Annotated in this window: 12 protein-coding genes; 6 read left to right on the top strand and 6 right to left on the bottom strand. The window is 51.2% G+C overall.

The genetic code is table 11. From position 1 onward, the window contains the following. The first annotated feature begins 8 nt into the window (after positions 1-8). Entirely contained in the window at positions 9-2,627 is a 2,619-nt protein-coding gene (locus CRN95_RS13275) for an RNA helicase (protein WP_088630833.1), read from the top strand. Here CRN95_RS13275 and CRN95_RS13270 read toward each other — a convergent pair. Together CRN95_RS13270 and CRN95_RS13265 are read right to left on the bottom strand one after the other, a co-directional pair. Beyond that, complete coding sequence (locus CRN95_RS13270) at positions 2,624-4,204, bottom strand: SO_0444 family Cu/Zn efflux transporter (RefSeq protein WP_088630832.1); 1,581 nt, start codon at positions 4,202-4,204, stop codon at positions 2,624-2,626. The two genes, CRN95_RS13275 and CRN95_RS13270, sit on opposite strands and share 4 nt — an antisense overlap. Positions 4,205-4,206: 2 nt before the next feature. Next, entirely contained in the window at positions 4,207-4,527 is a 321-nt protein-coding gene (locus CRN95_RS13265; protein WP_088630831.1) for a helix-turn-helix transcriptional regulator, read from the bottom strand. A gap of 197 nt (positions 4,528-4,724) precedes the next feature. Between CRN95_RS13265 and CRN95_RS13260 the strand changes: the two genes are divergently transcribed. The 4 genes from CRN95_RS13260 to CRN95_RS13245 all read left to right on the top strand — a co-directional run bounded on the left by CRN95_RS13260 (position 4,725) and on the right by CRN95_RS13245 (position 12,663). After that, complete coding sequence (locus CRN95_RS13260) at positions 4,725-5,537, top strand: porin family protein (protein WP_088630830.1); 813 nt, start codon at positions 4,725-4,727, stop codon at positions 5,535-5,537. 7 nt (positions 5,538-5,544) lie between these two features. Next, positions 5,545-7,245, top strand: coding sequence for an NAD(P)H-hydrate dehydratase (locus tag CRN95_RS13255; protein WP_088630829.1), 1,701 nt, complete (start codon positions 5,545-5,547; stop codon positions 7,243-7,245). Between the two features lie 50 nt (positions 7,246-7,295). After that, entirely contained in the window at positions 7,296-10,178 is a 2,883-nt protein-coding gene (gene polA, locus CRN95_RS13250; protein WP_097021191.1) for a DNA polymerase I, read from the top strand. Positions 10,179-10,482: 304 nt separating this feature from the next. Next, a complete protein-coding gene (locus CRN95_RS13245) occupies positions 10,483-12,663 on the top strand; it encodes a glycoside hydrolase family 5 protein (protein ID WP_097021190.1) in 2,181 nt (726 codons plus the stop codon). 122 nt (positions 12,664-12,785) lie between these two features. On the opposite strand, the gene CRN95_RS13240 is transcribed toward CRN95_RS13245, so the two are convergent. The 4 genes from CRN95_RS13240 to CRN95_RS13225 form a co-directional block, all read right to left on the bottom strand. Next, positions 12,786-14,414 (bottom strand): hypothetical protein, encoded by a 1,629-nt coding sequence (locus CRN95_RS13240; protein ID WP_097021189.1) that lies wholly within the window; start codon positions 14,412-14,414, stop codon positions 12,786-12,788. Then, positions 14,407-15,249 (bottom strand): TIGR02147 family protein, encoded by an 843-nt coding sequence (locus tag CRN95_RS13235; protein WP_097021188.1) that lies wholly within the window; start codon positions 15,247-15,249, stop codon positions 14,407-14,409. The genes CRN95_RS13240 and CRN95_RS13235 overlap by 8 nt, the downstream gene beginning before the upstream one ends. Before the next feature lie 181 nt (positions 15,250-15,430). Next, on the bottom strand, positions 15,431-16,468 hold the full coding sequence (locus tag CRN95_RS14710) for a hypothetical protein (protein WP_145993999.1): 1,038 nt from the start codon (positions 16,466-16,468) through the stop codon (positions 15,431-15,433). A 133-nt stretch (positions 16,469-16,601) separates the two neighbouring features. Continuing rightward, positions 16,602-18,923 carry an NADP-dependent malic enzyme gene (locus CRN95_RS13225; protein WP_014545550.1) on the bottom strand — a complete coding sequence of 774 codons (2,322 nt, stop codon included), beginning with the start codon at positions 18,921-18,923 and terminating at the stop codon, positions 16,602-16,604. Between the two features lie 169 nt (positions 18,924-19,092). Between CRN95_RS13225 and CRN95_RS13220 the strand changes: the two genes are divergently transcribed. Further along, a complete protein-coding gene (locus CRN95_RS13220; protein ID WP_097021186.1) occupies positions 19,093-20,364 on the top strand; it encodes a pitrilysin family protein in 1,272 nt (423 codons plus the stop codon). The last annotated feature ends 248 nt before the right edge of the window (positions 20,365-20,612 follow it).

The following is a 20,612-nucleotide window of genomic DNA, read 5'->3' as shown; positions in this document are numbered from 1 at the left end:
GAGCCATTATGGCAGAGCAAAACAAGCGGATTCTTAAAGAATTTTTGAATGAACTGATTGAAAAGTTCAATGGACACCGTTCCGACATTTCGTCCGAAGACGTTTTGGAACAATTTATGGCGTGGGCAGAAGCCCGTGGGACAACGTTGTACCCAGCGCAAGAAGAAGCCATTTTGGAACTTTTGGACGGCAAGAATGTCATCCTCAATACGCCGACGGGTAGCGGTAAGTCCATGGTCGCATTGGCGCTCCATTTCGATAGCCTTGTACACAACCGCCGTAGCGTTTATACCTGCCCCATCAAGGCGCTCGTGAACGAAAAGTGGATGGCGCTCTGCAAGGAATTCGGCGCCGAAAACGTCGGGCTTTCGACCGGTGATGCAACCGTCAACCGCGACGCCCCTATCATCTGCTGCACGGCCGAAATTCTTTCGAACATGGCGCTCTGCGAAGGCGAAACGCTCACCATCACAGACATCGTGATGGACGAGTTCCATTATTACAGCGACAAGGAACGCGGTGTCGCTTGGCAAGTTCCGCTTTTGACACTCCCGCAATCGAGATTCCTCTTGATGAGTGCTACCGTTGGCGCTACAGAATTTTTCGAACGCGACATGACCAAGCACACGGGCCGCGAGTCCGTGACGGTCCGTTCCACGCAACGCCCGGTGCCGCTCGACTTTAGCTACAGCACCACCGAAATTTCGACCGAAGTGCAAAAGCTTGTGAACGAGGGAAAGGCTCCTGTTTACGTTGTTCACTTCACGCAGGCCGCAGCGGCAAGCAATGCGCAAAACTTTATGAGTCTTGACCTCTGCACCAAAGAAGAAAAAGTCAAGATTAACGAGGCGATTAAGGAAGTCCGTTTTGCAAGCCCGTATGGTCCGGATGTCAAGCGTTGGCTCAAGCAGGGCATCGGACTCCACCACGCAGGGCTTTTGCCGAAGTACCGCATTCTTTGCGAAAAGCTCGCCCAGCAAGGTTTGCTCAAGGTCATTTGCGGCACAGACACGCTCGGCGTGGGCGTGAACGTTCCAATCCGCACAGTCCTTTTCACACAGCTCTGCAAGTACAGCGGCGACAAGACCGCCATTTTGACCGCTCGCGACTTTCACCAGATTGCAGGCCGCGCAGGCCGTAAAGGTTTTGACAATGTCGGCTACGTGGTCGCACAAGCGCCAGAGCATGTCATCGAAAATCTGAAACTCGAAGCGAAGTCGCGTACGACAGGCAAAAAATTCCAGAAGAGGAAACCGCCTGAGCACGGTTACATTCCGTTTGACGAAAACACGTTCAAGCGTTTGATTGAATCCGCACCGGAACCGCTGACATCAAGCTTCCAGGTGAACCACGGAATGCTTTTGAACATCTTGAGCCGCCCGACGGACGGTTGCCGCGCTATGCGAGCACTCCTCAAGGATTGCCACGAAAGTGCTGCCAGCAAGAAGCAATTGCAGCACCGCGCATTTTTGCTGTTCAGGAGTCTCGTCGAAAAAAAGATTATCGAATTCGTGCCCGCTGTAGCGCCGGGTTACAGCCACTTGCGCGTGAACATGGATTTGCAAGATGACTTTTCCATGAACCAGCCGCTTTCGCTGTACCTGCTCGACACACTTCCGAAGCTCGACAAAGATTCGCCGGAATACGCGCTCGATGTGATTACCTTGTGCGAAAGCATCCTCGAGAATCCCGATGCCATTTTACGCATCCAGCAGAGCAAGGCTCGCGATGCCCGCATGAACGAACTCAAGGCGCAAGGCATGGAATACAACCAGCGCCTCGAAGAGCTTGAAAAAGTCGAATACCCGAAACCGCTGCGTGATTTTATTTACGACACGTTCGATGCTTTTGCCGACATTCATCCGTGGGTGGACGAAAACATTGAACCCAAGTCCATTGTGCGCGAGATGTTCGAGAATTTCACGACATTTAGCGGTTATGTGAAGCAGTACAACTTGCAGCGCATGGAAGCGATTTTGCTTCGCCATTTAAACGGCGTTTACAAAGTGCTTTCGCAGACCGTGCCTGACGGCTACAAGAACGAAGAACTCTTGGAAATGCAGGACTACCTCGGCGAAATGATCCGCCGCGTGGACTCCAGTTTGCTCGAAGAATGGGAAAAGATGGCGCACCCGGAAGATTACCAGAAGCGCTTGGACGAAGGCGCTTCCGAAGACGAAGTCGAAAAGGCTTTCGGTGCAGACAAGGCTGCCGCTGACATCACTTATGACAAGAAGCGTTTCCTCAACATGGTTCGCCAGCGCATTTTCCAGATTATGATGAGTTTGCAAAAGCAGGACTTTTCGGATGTTCTGGACAGCCTCGCCGACGACCTTGCCGAAGGCGAACTTTTAGCGGATGATGAAGGTACCCCGTGGACAGAAAAACGGCTCATCGAAACGATGGCCGCCTACACTGCCGAGCATCACAAGTTCCGCATGGACGTGGAAGGTCGCGCTCTCAGCCATACCATCGTCACGTACGAAGGGAACATTATGCAGATACAGCAAATGCTCCAGGACGAAGAAGGATTCAACGACTGGAGCATTGATTTCACGGTCAATCTTGACGAAAGCCGAGAAGCCGGAATGCCATTGTTAAAGCTTGCTAGAATCGGCGAAGTTTAAACCTCGCCGGCAAATTCAAAGCCAGCTTCTTCGACGGCGGTCTTTAAAGAGTCCATGTCGATATCATCATCGTCGTGCCATTCCACGTGCAACGACTTGCTCGCGACATCGGCTTCGGCAAATACAACTCCATCAAGCGGGCGAACCGCTTTTTCGACGCACGCTTTGCAGTGGCTGCAATTCATGCCGTTCACGCGATACGTTTTAGAGACAGGCTCGGAATGCGCCAAGGTCGCTGAGCCTGCCGAAGCGCCGTGATGATGGTCATGTTCGCCGTGTTCATGGCATCCACAAGATTCGCCGCATTCGCAATGGTCATGATCGTGATCGTCCTCGCAAGAGTCAGCGCACTTGCAAGAATCTCCGCAACCGCAACCACAGCCGCAATGACCGTCACAGCCCTTGTGCGCAAACTTTGCATACAACATGAATGCAGCCAAGAGTCCAGCGCAAACGTAATCGAACACGCCTAAAGCCTCGTGCCCATGACAATCCGCAGCACCTTGCGGGAGCATCGCCGAGAGGAACGTATCCATAAAGAACGTATCGACGATAAAGCCAAAGAACATCGCACCAAACGCAATCGAGAACAAGTAAGCAGCGAGCGTACGCTTGCCAAAAGCCTTACCGACCACAAGCATCGAAGCGATACTCGTTGCAGGTCCAGCCATCAAAAGCACAAGAGCAGCACCCGGAGTAATTCCCTTTGCCACAAGCGCAAGTGCAAGCGGGATGGATCCCGTAGCGCACGTGTACATCGGCATTGCCAAAAGCAACACACAAACCATGCAAAGAATCGGGTATTCACGCAGTGCAAGGAACAGTTCATTCGGAACAAATGCAGAAATCAGCGCACCAAGCACAAGGCCAATCATGAGCCACTTGCTCACATCGCCCACCATGTTCACAAGGCCATAGCGGAACGTCTCTTTAATCTTTCCCGTGAAGGTCCCTGAGCCTGCCGAAGGGCCGCCGCATTCACAGTGTTCATGGTCATCGTCACAGCAACAACCGCAATGTTCGTGGTCGTGATGATGGTCGCCACATTCGCAATGATCGTCATCATCGTGGTCATGATGGTGTTCATGATGATGTTCGTGTTTTGCCGAATCGCCATGCGCACCCACAGCAGCATTCCCCGCAGATTCGCCGAGATCAATTTCTCCGCGAGTTGCAAAATTCGTCAGCACACCGCCAAACAAAGCCGTTACAAACGCTGCCACCGGACGCAAAATAGCGAACGGGAGTCCCAGCAACGAATAAGTCGCCAAGATGGAATCTACTCCCGTCGCAGGAGTCGAAATCAAGAAACTCACGCTAGCGCCCTTGCTTGCGCCTTCCTTGCGGATTGCAATCGAAGTCGGAATCACGCCGCAGCTACAAATCGGAAGCGGAACGCCAAAAATTGCCGCCCAAAGCACCGATGCAAAATTCGACTTTGCAATTTTAGGCACATACAAATGATTCGGCACCCAAACATGCAAAATTCCCGCGAGCAAAAAGCCAAGCAACAAAAACGGAGCCATCTCCGAAAAAAGCGTGATAAACTCCCAGACAAAATCAGTAACATAGTTCATTTTTAGCCCTTCTTCTTATGCAAAATGTGAGCAAGACCCGTATTGAAAATTTCGCCGATATGCTCGTCATCGAGCGAGTAATAAATCTTGCGACCGTCACGAGTCGGCTTCACAAGATTCGCCGTGCGCAGAATGCGCAACTGGTGGCTCACCACGGACTGTTCAAGGTTCAGCTTTTCGGCAATGGCACTCACAGACATCTCGCCCGAAAGCAACAAATGAATCACGCGAATGCGCGTCGTATCGCCAAAGAACTTGAAGAATTCAGACAGTTCAAAAAGCGTATCGAGCGAAATATTTTGCGTATTCGGTTCTTTATGCATATTTATACCTGTTTTAATAGTTTAAATACATGAACAACAATTCATATATACATATTTTCATAAAATACGGCAAGGGGTTATTTCCTCCAAAAAGACTCATTAGCGACCATTACGACAATAACGCCAAGCCTTCTTTATTATATTTTCATTACAAGTTAGGGGTCCATTAAAAAGGATCGCATTTCAAAGGAGTTTTTATGAAGAAATTTGCAGCAGGTCTCTTGACCGCCCTCTGCGCCACGGCAATCGCAACCGCACAGCCGGCAGATCAGGCTACTGAGTACACACAGCAAGCCGTCCCGGCTCAAGAAGCCACCCAGCAGGCAGTAGCTTCCGAAGCCCAAAACAACGAAGCCATGCCCATCGACGAACAGCCCGCCCCCACCTTGAAAAAGAAGAACCCCATCAGCATCGGAGCAAAAGCCTCCTTCATTTACGGTTATTTTTGGGGATTTAAAGAACTCAAGGAAGACGATTTGGATTCCCCGAGCGGCTTTGGTGGAGAATTCGGCATCGCAGCAAGCTTCAACATGATTGAAGGTCTTCAGTTCTCTCCAGAAATCGCTTTCCGCTTTTTCAACCTCAGCCATGACGATGAAGATTTTGAAAGATGCTATAACCAGATGTTCCTTGACTTCGCGTTCTACATGCGCGGCTCAATCACGAGCAAATTCTTCTTGGAAGTCGGTCCGCAGCTTTCCATCAACACCAGCGGCGATTACCCCATTGACGGCAACTCCAATTTTGACAAAATCGAACAATCGCCCGTTGAATTCGGCCTCAACATCGGTGCAGGCTACAACATTTTGGACAATTTAAGCGTTGGATTCCGTTGGTACATGGGCTTCAACGAAGTATTCCCAGACGTTAAGTACAAATACGATATCGATCCTAAAGATTACGACAAAGAAAGTGGCGAAGTCAAAGGCAACATCAAGTGGTCTACGATTCATTTAAACGGCGCCCACACGATGATGTTCAAGTTCGGCGTCACCTATTGGTTCAACTAAGTTAAAAATGCGCTCGCTCCAGTCTTTAAATTTACAGCCGGTACTTTCTACCGAAAGCATGCGTGGCCTAGATGCCGCGTCTAAAATCTTTTTAGCAAAAAAGACAACGAGCGAGCCTTCTGAAAAAGACATCATCCAAAGCGGATACACGTTAATGCAAGAGGCTGGGCTTGCGCTATTCAAGTTTGTTCAATGCAAAATAGCAGAAGCCCCAGTCTGTCATTACACAAAGCCCGTTGCCATTTTCATAGGTGGCGGGAACAACGGCGGTGACGGGCTTGTACTTGCCAAGCATCTTTTGCAGGCAGGAATCAAGAGTTCCGTCTTTAGTCTCGCGCCAGAAAGCAAATTCAAGAACGAAGCCAAATTGGCGCTTGACGATTTTCTACAGGTCGGCGGTTCTCTCGTCGATTCCAAGGCAATCACCGAAAAAGCAAATCAAGCACCTAGCTTTTTGCACGAATCATTTCAGCTTATCGTCGATGGCATGCTGGGAAACGGCGCCAAGGGAACACTCCGCCCCGAATTTGCAGAAACCGTACGAATCATAAATGAAAGCGGGCTCCCCGTCATTGCGGCAGACGCACCAACCGGTTACGATTCATCGATGCATATTTGCAACAACATTTGCATTCATGCCAAAGAAACAATGTTGTTCGGGTTCCCGCGTTTAGACGCATACGCAAAAGAAGGTGGTCCCGCATTCGGGAAAGCCACAGTTGCCCCGCTTAAATACCCCGCAGAACTGATTCCGCAATTTGACGAAAAGAATTACCTCGTCACAGAAGATTATATTCCGCAACTTCTGCCCCAGCGAAACGAATGGGGAGACAAGCGCCATCAAGGAACAGCGTTTATCATCGCAGGATCCAAGGACATGCCGGGTGCAGCAGCGCTCTGCACAGAAGCAGCGCTCCGCAGCGGAGCAGGACTTGTCACGCTAGCGACGACGGAAGCAATCACGCCAATTATCCAGGCGAAACTTTCAGAACCCGTTTTTTGCAGTCTTGACGATAGAGCAAACGGAACAGGCGACGAGAATCGCGGAACTTTGCAACCGCATCACATTCCAACTTTACTGGATCGCGCAAAACACGCAAGCGCAATCGCCATCGGGCCCGGTCTTTCAACAAACCTCGGCACTGTCCGAGCCGTTCTCGATTTACTCCCGCAGTTCAAGGCTCCAACAGTCATTGATGCCGACGCATTAAATGCAATTGCAATGTTGGACGACGCAGAACCCAGATGCGGCATGGTATTTCACGACGAGAAGTCGACAGTTCAGGCAGTCACCGAATACTTGCGCAATTTACAGCAGCCTGCTATTTTGACGCCCCACGTGCGAGAATTCGCAAGGCTCTTCGGAGATCTTCCAAACAGTAGCATGGCCATCCCAAGCCGCTTAAGAGAAATCGCCATAAATACAAATAAAGTCATTTTGCTAAAAGGCGCACCAACATACATTGCAGCACCTGATGGCAACGTTTATATCATTCCTGTCGCGAATTCCGGCATGGCAAAGGGCGGGAGCGGTGACGTTCTTTCAGGAATCATCGTCGCACTTCTCGCACAAGGTTTGGCAACTCCCGAAGCAGCCGTACTAGGCGCACTTTTGCACCAGAAAGCAGGTCGCATTACGCGCGAAGAACTCGGCGCATTCAGCATGCTCCCGAGCGACATCATCAAGAATTTGCACAAAGCGTTTTAATTTCTTTTTCCTCGCCTCGGCTCTTTTTTGCAAATTGCTACATTCCCAGTATGGCAGAAAAGACTTTATTACTTCTCGATTCTTTCGCACTCGCGTTCCGCATGTTCTACGCTTACAGCCAGAACCCGCTCGTCAACAGCAAGGGCGAAGACGTTTCCATGATGCACGGCTACTGGGGCGCAGTCCTCCGCATTTTAGCAAAGCACAAGCCCACGCATTTTGCGATTGCCCGCGATGTCGCGCACACAAAGACTTTCCGCCACGAACTTTACCCAGACTACAAGGCCAATCGCGGCCCCATGCCCGAAGAAATGGCAGCGCAGATGCCGCTCCTTTGCGAATCCTTGGAAGCAAGCGGCATTCCGCTTTTGTCGGAACCCGGCTACGAAGCCGACGACGTGATGGCAAGTGCTGCCGAAGCCGCCGTCAAAGCAGGTTTCGACCATGTCGTTATCATTAGCAAAGACAAAGACATGTCGCAAATCGTAACCGACAAGATCCACCTTTTCCATTTGGAAAAAAGCGCCGACGGCATCGATTTTGGACCGCAACAAGTCCTTGAGAAATACGGCATTCCGCCTGAAAAAATCCGCGACTATCTAGCCCTCATGGGCGACTCGAGCGATAACGTTCCGGGCGTCCCCAAAGTCGGTCCGAAAACAGCCATCCAATTGTTGACCGAATACGGCGACATGGACAACATTTACGCAAACATCGACAACATCAAGAAAAAAGGGTTGCACGACAATCTCGCGAACAACAAGGAACAGGCGTTCCTCAGCCGCGAACTCGTAACGCTACAGACAAAGCGCGCCTACCATGGCAATCTCGACGCCCTTGAATTCTGCGGTATCCACAGCGACACGCTCGAAGGCATTTTCAGGGAACACGAAATCAACAGCCTCATCCGATTGCTCGAAAATGTTCCGAGCAAGACAGGATTTGTGCGCAAAGACGATTCCGACGACTCAGCGACGGGGGCCGAGAACAACAAGGTTGGTGAGCCTGCCGAACCACCCGCCGACATTCCGCCCACTTACATCTGCGTCGACAACGAAGAAACCTTCGTACAGATGAAAAAGGAATTTGACGCGGCAACCGAAATCGGCATCGACACAGAAACCGACGGACTGGATCCGATGCAATGCAACATTGTCGGGCTTTGCCTTGCCGCCGCAGCAAAAGATGGAAGCGTCCCTAAAGGCTATTACATCCCGCTCGGCCATACCGACGATATCGGTTTCCCGTACCCTGCCGGCAAGGGCGGCAACTTCGACTTTAACGCCACCAAGAAGTGGTTCGTTGATTTCTGGAACGATTCTTGCACACTCCCCGGCGGCAGCTCCGACAGCGGTTCCAAGCATCCCGACAGTGCAAAGCGTTCACTCGTTTTCCACAACGCCAAATTCGACTTACACGTTCTCGCCCGCACCTTTGGACTCACGCAAAAGCAAATCGATTCCGCCAACATCATCGATACGCTCATCGCCGCATGGATGCTTTCGCCCGGCCAAACCGGGCTCGGCCTCGACAATCAGGTCATGCAGCTTTTGCAGCACGAGATGATTCCGATCGAGAATCTCATCGGACGCGGCAAGAACCAAATCACGTTCAACCGCACGCCCATCAAGGACGCGACCGAATACGGCGCCGAAGACGCCGTGTATACGCTCCGCCTTTGGGCTCCGCTCCGCGCCAAACTCCAGAAGTACGACTACGAAAAGTACTTCTTCAGCCAGGAAATGCCGCTTCTCAAGGTGCTTTACCAGATGGAAGGTGTCGGTGCATTTGTCGACACGAAGATTCTCAAGAAATTGCAGACCGATTTGGAACACCGCATCGAAAAGCTCGAAAAAGAAATCTGCGACATGGCGGGTTGCGAATTTAACATCGGCTCTCCCAAGCAACTCGGCGAAGTGCTCTTTGACACGCTCGGTCTCCCCGAAATCAAAAAGCGCAGCACCGACGCCGCCGTCCTCGAAGAACTCAGCTTCCGCAGCGCACACCCGATTGTTTTCGCCGTCATCGAATACCGCGAACTCAAGAAGATGCAGAGCACCTACGTTTCCGTGCTCCCGACACTCGTGAACCCGGACACCAAGCGCATCCACACAAGCTTTATCCAATGGGGTACGGCAACAGGCCGCCTTTCGAGCCGCGACCCGAACTTGCAAAACATCCCCGTCCGCAGCGAACTCGGCAAGCAAATCCGCGCCGCATTCGTTCCGCAGAACCCGAACAATGTGATTCTCGCGGTGGACTACTCGCAGATTGAACTCCGCATGCTCGCCCACCTGAGCGGAGACGAAGCGCTCATCGAAAGCTACAAGGAAGGCATCGACATCCACGCCCGCACGGCAGCCGCCATCAACCGCGTCAGCCTCGAAGACGTGACCGCCGACATGCGCCGCGACGCGAAGGTCGTGAACTTCGGCGTGCTTTACGGCATGACCGCCTTCCGCCTCTCCCGCGACCTGAAAATTCCGATGGCACAGGCAAAGAGCTTTATCGACGGCTACTTCGAAATGTACCAGGGCGTGCAAAAGTTCATCGACGACACCAAGGCCGCCGCCCACCGCGACGGCTATGTCGAAACGCTTTCCGGCCGCCGCCGCTACATCGCAGGCATCGACAGCTCCGACCGCATGGAATCGCAAATGGCCGAACGCATGGCAGTGAACACCCCCGTGCAAGGGAGCGCCGCCGACCTCATCAAGATTGCCATGATCCGCATCCAAAAGCGCATCAACGACGAGAACCTCCCGCTCCGCATGATGCTCCAGGTGCACGACGAACTCGTGTTCGAATGCCCGAAGGACCAGGTCGAAGAACTTTCTGCCATGGTCAAGTCCGAAATGGAAGGCGCCATGGAACTAAAAGTTCCACTCGTCGCGAGCGTCGGATTCGGCAAAAACTGGTTAGAGGCGCATTAAGGCGGCGAATCTCGCCCGCCCGCCAAATGTTCTCAAAAAAAGTTCTCAAACAGATGTGATTTAGACCACGTCTGTTCTTACGTACTTGTTATTTATTTCTGTGTAAATAATTTTTCAGTTGCGTTTCAAACCTTTTTCATATATATTACTAGCCGTACAACGGGTGTATTCTTGAGTGTATGAGAAAAAGGGATGTTTGAGATTGGGCAGCAAAGCTCAAGTATGTTCTCAAAAAATTTCTAAAATCACTTAAATTTCACAAAATAAGGCACCCAATCACAAGTCTCAACAAGGAGTCTTAGACATGAGATTGAATACCTTTGGCATCGCATGCAGCTCGCTTCTCATGGCAGCATCAGCATTCGCCGCCCTCCCCAAGGCAACCGCATTGGTCGAACCGATGGGCATGGGTTATAATATCGGCAACACCATGGAAGTGCCGGAAAATCCGACAGCATGGGGCAACCCGCTCCCGACCGCAGGCTACATCAAGGCCATCAAGGCAGCCGGTTTCAACACTGTGCGTATTCCCTGCGCCTGGTACTCTCATTCTGACGCTCTTGCCAAGGATATTGCCGCAAACGGCGGCACCGCCGACAATTCCACCTACAAGCATGTAGGCAAGGCCGCCGACTTTACCAGCCCGACCATCGATGCCGACTGGCTCAAGCAGGTGAAGGACGTCGTCGACATGATCATTGCCGAAGGCATGTACGTCGTCTTGAACTCTCACTGGGACGAAGGCTGGCTCGAAGACCGCGTTTACGAAGGCACCGCCAATCCGCGTAGCGGTTCCGGCGACATCGCTAACTCCTCCGCAACAGTCAAGGCACGCCAGGCTGCATTCTGGTCTCAGATTGCAACATACTTCAAGGACTACGATGAGCACCTTCTCTTCGCAGGCGCCAACGAACCGGGCGTGAACGACCCGTGGGGCGCAAGCGGTCAGTGGGCATTCGACAACTCCCGTATGCAGATTTTGAAGGGCTACTACGATGCATTCATCACTTCTGTGCGTAGCGCAGGCGGCAACAACGACACCCGTACCTTGATTGTGCAGGCTCCGCGTACCGAAATGGATAACGCTCCGATGCTCAGCACGAGCTGGCCGACCGACCCGGCTGGCGATGGCTACATGATGGCCGAAGTCCACTACTATCCGTATCAGTACTCCCTCATGACCGCCGACGAAGATTGGGGCAAGCAGTATTATTACTACACCGGACTTTCCAGCACGAATGACAAGGAACACAACATGGGCTGGAACGTTTACAGCAAGAGCATTGACAACTCCGCTCTCGGCACTCCGAACCAGATTGCAAAGGCATTCGGCGAACTCAAGACGATGTTCTGCGATAAGGGCATTCCTGTGATTATCGGTGAACTCGGCGCCATCAAGCGCACCGGCCAAATTACCGACGCAGCAAACCTCAAGCTCCACTTGCAGGGCCGCGCCCTCTTCTACGGTGAAGTCGCCAAGAACGCCAAGGCAAACGGCATCGTTCCTTACGTTTGGGACACCGGTGCAGAAAACGATGGCAACATGACCATCATCACCCGCCAAAAGGGCACCTATTCCATTCTCGACCCGGATGTCTTGAACGCATTGCAAAAGGCATACGGCATGGAAGGCAACAACAAGAGCAACCTCGACAGCTTGGTCAACGAAAACGAAGTTCCTGAAACCGCAGGCGGCAAGGGCATTGAAGTGACCTACAAGAGCGTAACATCCGACTCTAGCGAAACCGGCACACTCCGCATCAACCTCTCAGGCACCGCCAAGGATCTCTCCAAGTACGTCGGTCTCGAAATCAGCATGAAGGGCGAAGTCGCTTCTGCAGGTCCTTGCACCAACGCAGCAAAGGATTGCGGCGAATACGGCTGGACCTCCATGGACTTCTTCATGATGACCGGCGGCAGCTGGGACTGGTTTGACGCAAATGTCATGGAACAGGCAGACCAGCAGCTCGACGTTTCCACGTTCCAGACTTTCCAGGTCAAGTGGACTGATTTCCGCACTGAACCCACAGGCCTCACTTCCGTGAACGCCATCGGTCTCAACCTCTACGGTACTCAGGTTTCTGGAACGATCACGATCGACTATATCAAGGGCATCAAGGCCGACGGTTCTACCGAAATCATCGATGACTTCGATAAGAAACCGCAGCTTGAAGGTACCGCATCTGGCAAGATCGTCGCTATCGCAGGCGGCACAAGCAGAATCTGCATGCCGAGCACAACCGCAGCCCCGAAGATGCTCGTGAACGTGCAGCCGGGTTCTGTTTACGCCACATTCAACGCAAGCAAGGCTACCCACGCAACCGCAATGCTCATGAACTCCATGGGCCAGGTCATCGCTCAAAAGAGCTTCGACACACACGCTGGTGCAAACGAAGTCCAGCTGAGCACAAGCGCACGTGGCGCTGCAGTCCTCATCGTCAAGATAGGCAGCCAGAAGAGCGTCAAGCAGATCAAGCTCCGCTAACTTAAAACCCCTTGCATGTTGGAGTGTTTACTGCAAGGGAATAACAGAGAGACCTATCTCCTGTTGTTTAGGGGAAAGGGCCCGGCAATCGCCGAGCCCTTTTTCTTTTTCCTCCTAACAAATTACCATTCAGTTTGCCAATCGCGTATGAGCGCACCATTTTCATCAATAAACATCATGTTGATGGCGCCAACGCCAAACCTATAATCACCGTCCACTTCATCTTGAATCTTCAGCCTTACAGAAATCGTTTGCTTAGCAGCATTTTCCACTTTTTCTTCAATACGAGACGCTTCGTAACTTCCATGCATCATCATCTTGGTCACGTCACTCATGTCATTTATTTCACCTTCATAAGGAGCAATACTGTCCTTAGGCAACCTGAAATGGCCCCAATCTAAGCATCGTTTTACAGCCATTCGAGAGCTAGGCAATTTCGCCCACGGCAAGCCATCCGACGTATCGCTCACAACCAGTTCAACCCTTATGGGTATTTCTGAATAATATTCAAAACAGACCGCATTCCAATTCGATATATCAACAGGCAACGGTTCTCCAGAAGCATCCTTAGCAATTCCAAAGCCGAGCGACACATACGGATCCGTCTGGCTAGAGTCCTTCTTCAGAGATGCGACGCCACAGACGCCCTTGCACAATTCGACAACCGGAGTCAACGAATTTTCCGCACCTAGCGCCACCGGCCATTTTACAGACGACATCCCGCCTACATCTTCGTCCGTAGACCAATACCAACGGCCATCTTCCACGGCATTTTTCGGCCAAACGTTTTCAGCATAATATGATGTTTTAACTCGGTCCGGATTTTTAGTTGGAGTCCACAAAACTCCGTCATAGCCGTACAGTACAAACTCACCTGACGAATCGACCACTCCAGCACCACCTGCAGATTCCGGGTCTTCTACTTCCGGCACACCGTCCGCCTTCGTTCCAAAATACTTGATATCGAACTTATATTGCCCAGGTTCATTTTGGATCCTGAACATCAGCCCGACCAATTGCTTAGCGGCCCTCAAGCCAGTATTTTGTCCCCAGCCATCAGGATTTTCCTTTTTCCAGGAAGGTATTTTGAAATAGCTCCAGTTAAAGCATTTAGTAACCGGATTAACCGCTTTCGGCAACGACGCAGCCGGGAAGGCAAAGCCATCGTAGAATAACGCTCCAAGCGAGTCCCCTAGATCAAGCACAAGCGAGGCATCCGAATCAGACGTATACGAGATGCAAACGCCGTTCCAATCAGAGACATCAACCGGAGTCGGGTTACCAGCAGCATCCCTAGCCATCACAAAGCCAACGGCGGCAAAGGGCTGCATAGTCATCGATCCCTTTTTCAAATCGGCGATACCGCAAATGCCTTGGCACGAGTCAATAACCGTAGACAGGGAGTCCGCATCACTTCCCAACGCCACAGGCCATACAATAGAAGACTGTCCGCCTTCGTTTTCGTCCGCTCCGCGAGCTTCCCAGAACCAATGGCCATCCGCCTGTTCATTCGCAGACAAGCGAGCCGCATAAAGAACCGTGTTCAAATGGTAATCGCCCGCAAGAGGATCCCACAAGTCAACAGTGCGACTACCAAAAGAGCTAGACGAAAGATTGCCCACCGAACTAGACGAAATCAGAGCAATCGGATTCGGTTCCGTCGACGTTCCCGTGATGTCTCCGTTTTCTCCGGAGCACGCAGCAAGGCCAAACGCCATTGCACCACACGCTGCATAAAATTTGCTATTCATCTTTAGCCTCCTCATTTTTGCTAACCTCTTTAGAAAGAGGGAACAATTGTAAATTCAATCTGTAAACTTGTTTGATATTGCTGCACTCTTCCGCAATCGCGGTAATCTTTTTTCGGCATTCGTCCAATTCACGAACAATGCGTTCGTAAGCATCTTTGTCAATGCCCATCGTGACGCCCGTAATGTTGCGTTCGTTTGACGCAAAGCGATCCAGCGAATCAATCGCCAAATGACCCATTTCACGGTGCATCGAACGGAGCGCAAGCGGAAGCCCTTCCCTAGAGCCTTCTACAGACTTTTCCGTCTGCACATAAATGTTTTCGCCAATTTGCTTGAGGAACCCGGCGCGTTCCAAAAAGGCAAGCGACTTACGGACTTCAAGCGCAGAGATTTCTTGCGTGCACATCTTGGCGATTTCACCAGGCATCGCACCGGGCATTATCGGAGCAAGTTCTCGCACAACAGAATTTTTCCAGCTGTCGTAATACTCGAAAGCATCCTTATCGACAATGCGCACCTTATGATCAAGGGCGATCGAGTGCATTTGTTCTAAGAACTTTTTCTTCGCATCGTCCGTCTTGGCATTGCCAAATTGGACCATCGCCTCGAAGTAGGTCACTTCATAACCGGCAAGCCCAACGGCGGCAGCCACGCGCCCCATAGTCACTTTGCTGAGGATCGTCTTTCCACAGCAAACATCCTTGAGGTACGACGGCGAAACAAAGCCCGCAATCTTCGCAAACTCGCGCCAAGAGAATGCCGAAGTGCGCTTGCGTTCTTCGTAGTAGTCGCTCAGATAAGCGTGATAATCTTGATATTCAATTATTGGTTTCATACAAACAAATATACGTCACTAATTTTAAAAAGTCAATATTTTATAGTACATTTTCTTCAATTTTTATCAAAATTTCACATTTTTATTTACTATAAAAATAAAATTTATATCTATATAGTACACGCCGTACTGTATAAAAAAAAAGGACCGCCGAAGCGGTCCCAATCAACGCATCACAATGTCAGTAGAATCTTTCGACACCTAGGTCATTCGACCCCAAAAATGCAATATGAAAAATATAATTGCCTTCTAACGCTTGTAATTTAAACCGCACCCCGACAAGATGCTTAGAAGCCACTAGACCCGTATTTTCACGCCAGCCTTCCGCTTCGCCTTTGAACCAAGACGGAAATTTAAATTGATCCCATGTAAGGCATCTTCTCGTACCAGTGGAAGACTTGGGCAAAGACACCGTCGGCTGAGCATAGCCAAACGCAGCATTTAGAGAATCACCCAAATCCAATTCCAACGACGGAGCCGCAGCTGAAGAATAAGAAATGCAAATTCCATTCCATGTCGAAACATCGACAGGAACTGGCTTCCCGGAACCGTCCCTTGCAAGCGTAAAGCCGACTGATACGAACGGATTATATGTCAAAGTTCCTTTTTTCAAGACAGCCGTTCCACAAACTCCACCGCAATGCAGCACCGTAGAAGTCAGCACTTCGCCGTTTTCGCCAACACCTTCGTTCCAAGCTATTGACGAATTCCCTTTCACAACTTGTCCAACACGTTCGTCATAAACACCACAATAGGGACAAGAAGAATCCGTTTCCACCACACGCCACACGCCATCTACAACAGCATCTTGGGGCCACGCAGAATCCCCACAGGCTTCCATCACAACAGTCGAGTCATTATCATAACCACTCCATTGCATCCGCCGACACGAACTCGAACTTGACGAAAGTACAGTAGAGGAGCTCGACAAAAGTTCTGCAGAAGAGCTTGACAACGCAGCCGAACTCGAGGACAATTCCGCTTCGGAACTTGACGATTCAGGGACCGGAGCGCTAGAAGAAAGTCCGAACAGAGAACTGGAGGACTGCTCCACGGAACCAGAAGATTCCGCCAAAGAACTTAAAGGCGCCACGACAGAACTCGACGAAGCATCTGCAACTGGCCCCTGTTCATTAAACGCATTCGAGCCATTATCTTCAGAACAAGCCGCAAATGCCAAAGCAGCAATTCCACAGGCTCCATAAAGCTTCCGCTTCATATAAAATCTCCTTTTATCCTACACAATTAATATATACAAAAACCAGCAAGCAAGCAAAAAGGACCCGGCTTAACCGAGTCCTCTTTAGCATCTAGATCCTTCGACTACGCTCAGGATGACACAAAGTCGACGCTTACCAGATCTTGTCGAACTTCTTCTTGTTCTTTTCTTCGTCCTTCTTTTCCTGAACGATGGCGTCGATGACGGCGGCAACGGTCAAGTTGAAGATATCGTGGACAGAAGCGTCGGAGTCGGTGAAGTGAACCGGCTTGTTCAAGCCCATCTGAACAGGACCGATGGATTCGCCAACGCCCATTTCCAAGAGCATCTTGCAAGTGGTATTTGCAGAAGAAAGGCACGGGAAGATGAGCGTGTTCACGGTCTGGCCCTTGATCTTGTTGAATGGGTACTTCGTATCGCGAAGATCCTTGTCAAGAGCCACGTTCACCTGCATTTCGCCATCGAGAACGTAATCTGGATACTGTTCGTGAATCGTCTTCACGGCTTCGCGGACCTTGTTCACGGTGCCACGAGCAGCTTCCTTATCAGAACCGAAATTTGCGTAGCTGAGCATAGCCATCACCGGTTCGTGAGCAAAGAAGCGGACAGCGTCGTGCGTGAGCTTCACGATATCGACGAGCGTTTCTGCATCCGGGTCGCGGTTCACGAGCGTATCGGCGAGGAAGAACGTACCCTTCTTAGTGCTGAGGATATGCATAGCACCGAAGTGCTTGTATTCCGGACGAATACCGATAATTTCCTTAGCAAGTTCAATCGTTTCAGAGTACTTGGAATAGCCACCGGAAATGAGCGCATCGGCATCGCCGACCTTCACCATCATCATACCGAAGTGGTTCGGTTCGAACATGTCGTCGCGGGCTTCTTCGAAGGTCACGCCATTGCGGCCGTTTTCTTCAGCATAAATTGCAGCGTAATTGCGGCGGCGTTCGAATTCTTCCGGAGAACGCGGATTCACAATCTTGATGCCCGTGAGGTCGAGCTGTTCGCGCTGGGCGATCATCTGGATGCGTTCCGGGTTGCCAAGCATAATCGGGTGTGCAATGCCTTCTGCCTGAGCCTGGACAGCAGCCTTGAGCATGTTGAGGTTGCTTTCGGCAAACACGACGCGCTTCGGGTTGCTGCGGGCGGTATCGCTGAACTGACGGATGAGCTTGTTGTCATAACCCATCATGTCGCGGAGGCGATCGTAGTAAGCGTCCCAATCGGTAATCGGCTTGCGGGCCACGCCACTTTCAATAGCAGCCTTGGCAACTGCAATGGAAACTTCCGTGAGGAGGCGCGGATCGAGCGGCTTCGGAATCAAGTATTCCTTGCCAAACGTGAAGCGCTGTGAGTTGTATGCAATGTTCACCACATCCGGAACCGGCTTGTGAGCGAGAGCGGCGATCGCGCGGACAGCAGCGTGCTTCATGTGTTCGTTAATCGTCGTTGCACGCACGTCGAGAGCGCCACGGAAGATGTACGGGAAACCGATAACGTTGTTCACCTGGTTCGGATAGTCGCTACGGCCCGTTGCAAAGATGAGGTCGCCACGGCTTGCCATAGCTTCTTCGTAGCTGATTTCCGGAGTCGGGTTTGCAAGAGCAAAGACAATCGGCTGGTCAGCCATGCTACGCACCATTTCGCGAGTGAGGATGTTACCCTTGGAGAGGCCGACGAACACGTCTGCACCCTTCATGGCATCTTCGAGCGTTTCGATGTCGGTGCGTTCCGTTGCAAAGAAAGCCTTTGCTTCGGTGAGGCCCTTGCGGTCCTTGCGGATAACGCCCTTGCTATCGCACATCACAAGATTTTCTTTCTTGAGACCGAGAGACAAGTAGAGGCGTGTGCAAGCGCAAGCGGCAGCGCCAGCGCCGTTCACAACCATCTTCACGTTGCGAATGCTCTTGCCTGCAACTTCGATAGCGTTCAAGAGGCCAGCGGAAGAAATAATAGCCGTACCGTGCTGGTCATCGTGCATCACCGGAATATCGAGTTCAGCCTTAAGCGTGTCTTCGATTTCGAAGCATTCCGGAGCCTTGATGTCTTCGAGGTTGATACCGCCGAACGTCGGGGCAATGCCCTTCACAATTTCGATAAACTTCTTCGGATCCTTTTCGTTGATTTCGATGTCGAACACGTCAATGCCCGCATAAATCTTGAAAAGCAAAGCCTTGCCTTCCATCACCGGCTTACCAGCAAGTGCGCCAATATCGCCGAGACCAAGCACAGCCGTACCGTTACTAATCACAGCGACGAGGTTGCCCTTGCCCGTGTATTCGTAAGCGAGGTTCTGGTCTTTTTCGATTTCAAGACACGGTGAAGCCACGCCCGGCGTGTATGCAAGGCCCAAGTCCGTCTGCGTGCTGTGCGGCTTGGTGGGCACGATTTCGATCTTGCCCGGCTTGCCCATGGAATGGTATTGGAGAGCCATTTCCTTTAAGTCTTTTCCCATTTCGTTCTCCTGTGAGTCATAACATTATTTTCGCGCAAAATTTAGAAAAATTTACACAACAATAAAAGGGTGCCAAAAATGTGTTTTTTGTTACATTTTTACCCAAAATTGCTATAGTTAAGCCGCAAATAAAACTTTTAGCTCCCATACGACGCGCGTATTACAAAAAATGAAACAAAATATCAAACAGACTGTCCTCGAAAACGGAATTACCATTCTAACGGATTACATGCCGCACGCCTATTCGGCAGCCGTCGGTGTTTGGGTCCCGCGCGGGAGCCGCCACGAAGCACACGATGAATTCGGGCTCAGCCATTTTTACGAGCACCTCGTTTTCAAGGGAACCGAGAACCGCACCGCACTCGAAATTGCGCACGCCATCGAAGACCGCGGCGGGAATCTCGAAGCGTACACGACCCGCCAGGAATCGGGCTTTTACGCACAAGTCGAAAGCAGCGACATGCCGCTTGCCATTGACGTGATTTCGGACATGCTCATGCACCCGCGCTTCGACAAGAAAGAAATGGAAAAGGAGCGCCACGTCATTATCGAGGAAGTCCACAGCTACGACGACATTCCCGAAGAACTCGTAGGTGACATTTTCAACGCCATCCATTTCAAGGGCTGCGGTATTGCGCATTCCATCACCGGGAACGTGAAGCAAGTTCAAGCTCTCACGCGCAAGCAAATGCTCAAGTACGGACATCAAGTCACCGACGAAATTCCGCTCTACGTTTGCGCCTCAGGTAAAGTCAAGCACGAAGAACTCGTAGAACTTTGTGCTAAAAAATTTGAACAAAAAAAGATTAACGGAATCACACCCGAAGACATCTATACGCCGAATCAAGGTATCAAGATTGTACAGAAAAGCGACATCACTCAATCGAACCTTTTCTGGGGTTTGAGTTTCGACCGATCACTGATGAGCGACCGCGACCGTTGTGCATTCTCGCTTTTCAATGTGGCGATGGGAGCAGGCATGGCCTCGCGTTTGTTCCAAAAAATCCGCGAAGACAAAGGCCTTGCCTACTCCGTGTATTCCACCGCAGACCTTTACAAGGACTGCGTGGACTGGGGCGTTGCCCTGGCCACCGAGCCGCACCAGCTCAAGACAGCTCTCGCGCTTTCCATTGCCGAAGTCAGAAAATTCCTGCATCACGGGTTCATCAAGGATGAGTTCGAACGCACCAAGACGAACATCCTCGGCGGGCTCCACCTCGGCGCCGACAGTCCCGAGAAGCGCGTGTTGCGCATGGCGGAACAGACGCTCCACCTCGGCGAATTCCACACGATGGAAGATGTCGAGAAGAAAATCCGCGCCATCACCGAAGACGAAGTCCTCGCAACAGTCAATCGCTTGCTCAGCACGGCAAAATATTCCATCGCCGTCGTCGAACCCAAGAGCAAAAAGAAGACCGTCCTCGACGTAGATTTGTTCTAGCACATGACACGTCCACCGGAACCTGTCATGTCCGCCTGAACCGTTTGTCATGCCCGCCACTGTGCGGGCATCTCCTCTTTTTAGCATAAAAAGCGTTCAAATTTCAGACTCATGCATATAAATCGGACAAAAAACCGATTTTATAAGCTCCAAAGCCAATACAGCGAACCAATAGCACTATAATTTGTATACAATCAAAAGCAAAAAGTACCCCGCCTTTTCGGGCGGGGCACAATTTCTCGCGTTTT

This window comes from Fibrobacter sp. UWB16 (genome assembly GCF_900215325.1).
Classification (GTDB): domain Bacteria; phylum Fibrobacterota; class Fibrobacteria; order Fibrobacterales; family Fibrobacteraceae; genus Fibrobacter.
This window is presented reverse-complemented; position numbering and strand designations above follow the sequence as displayed.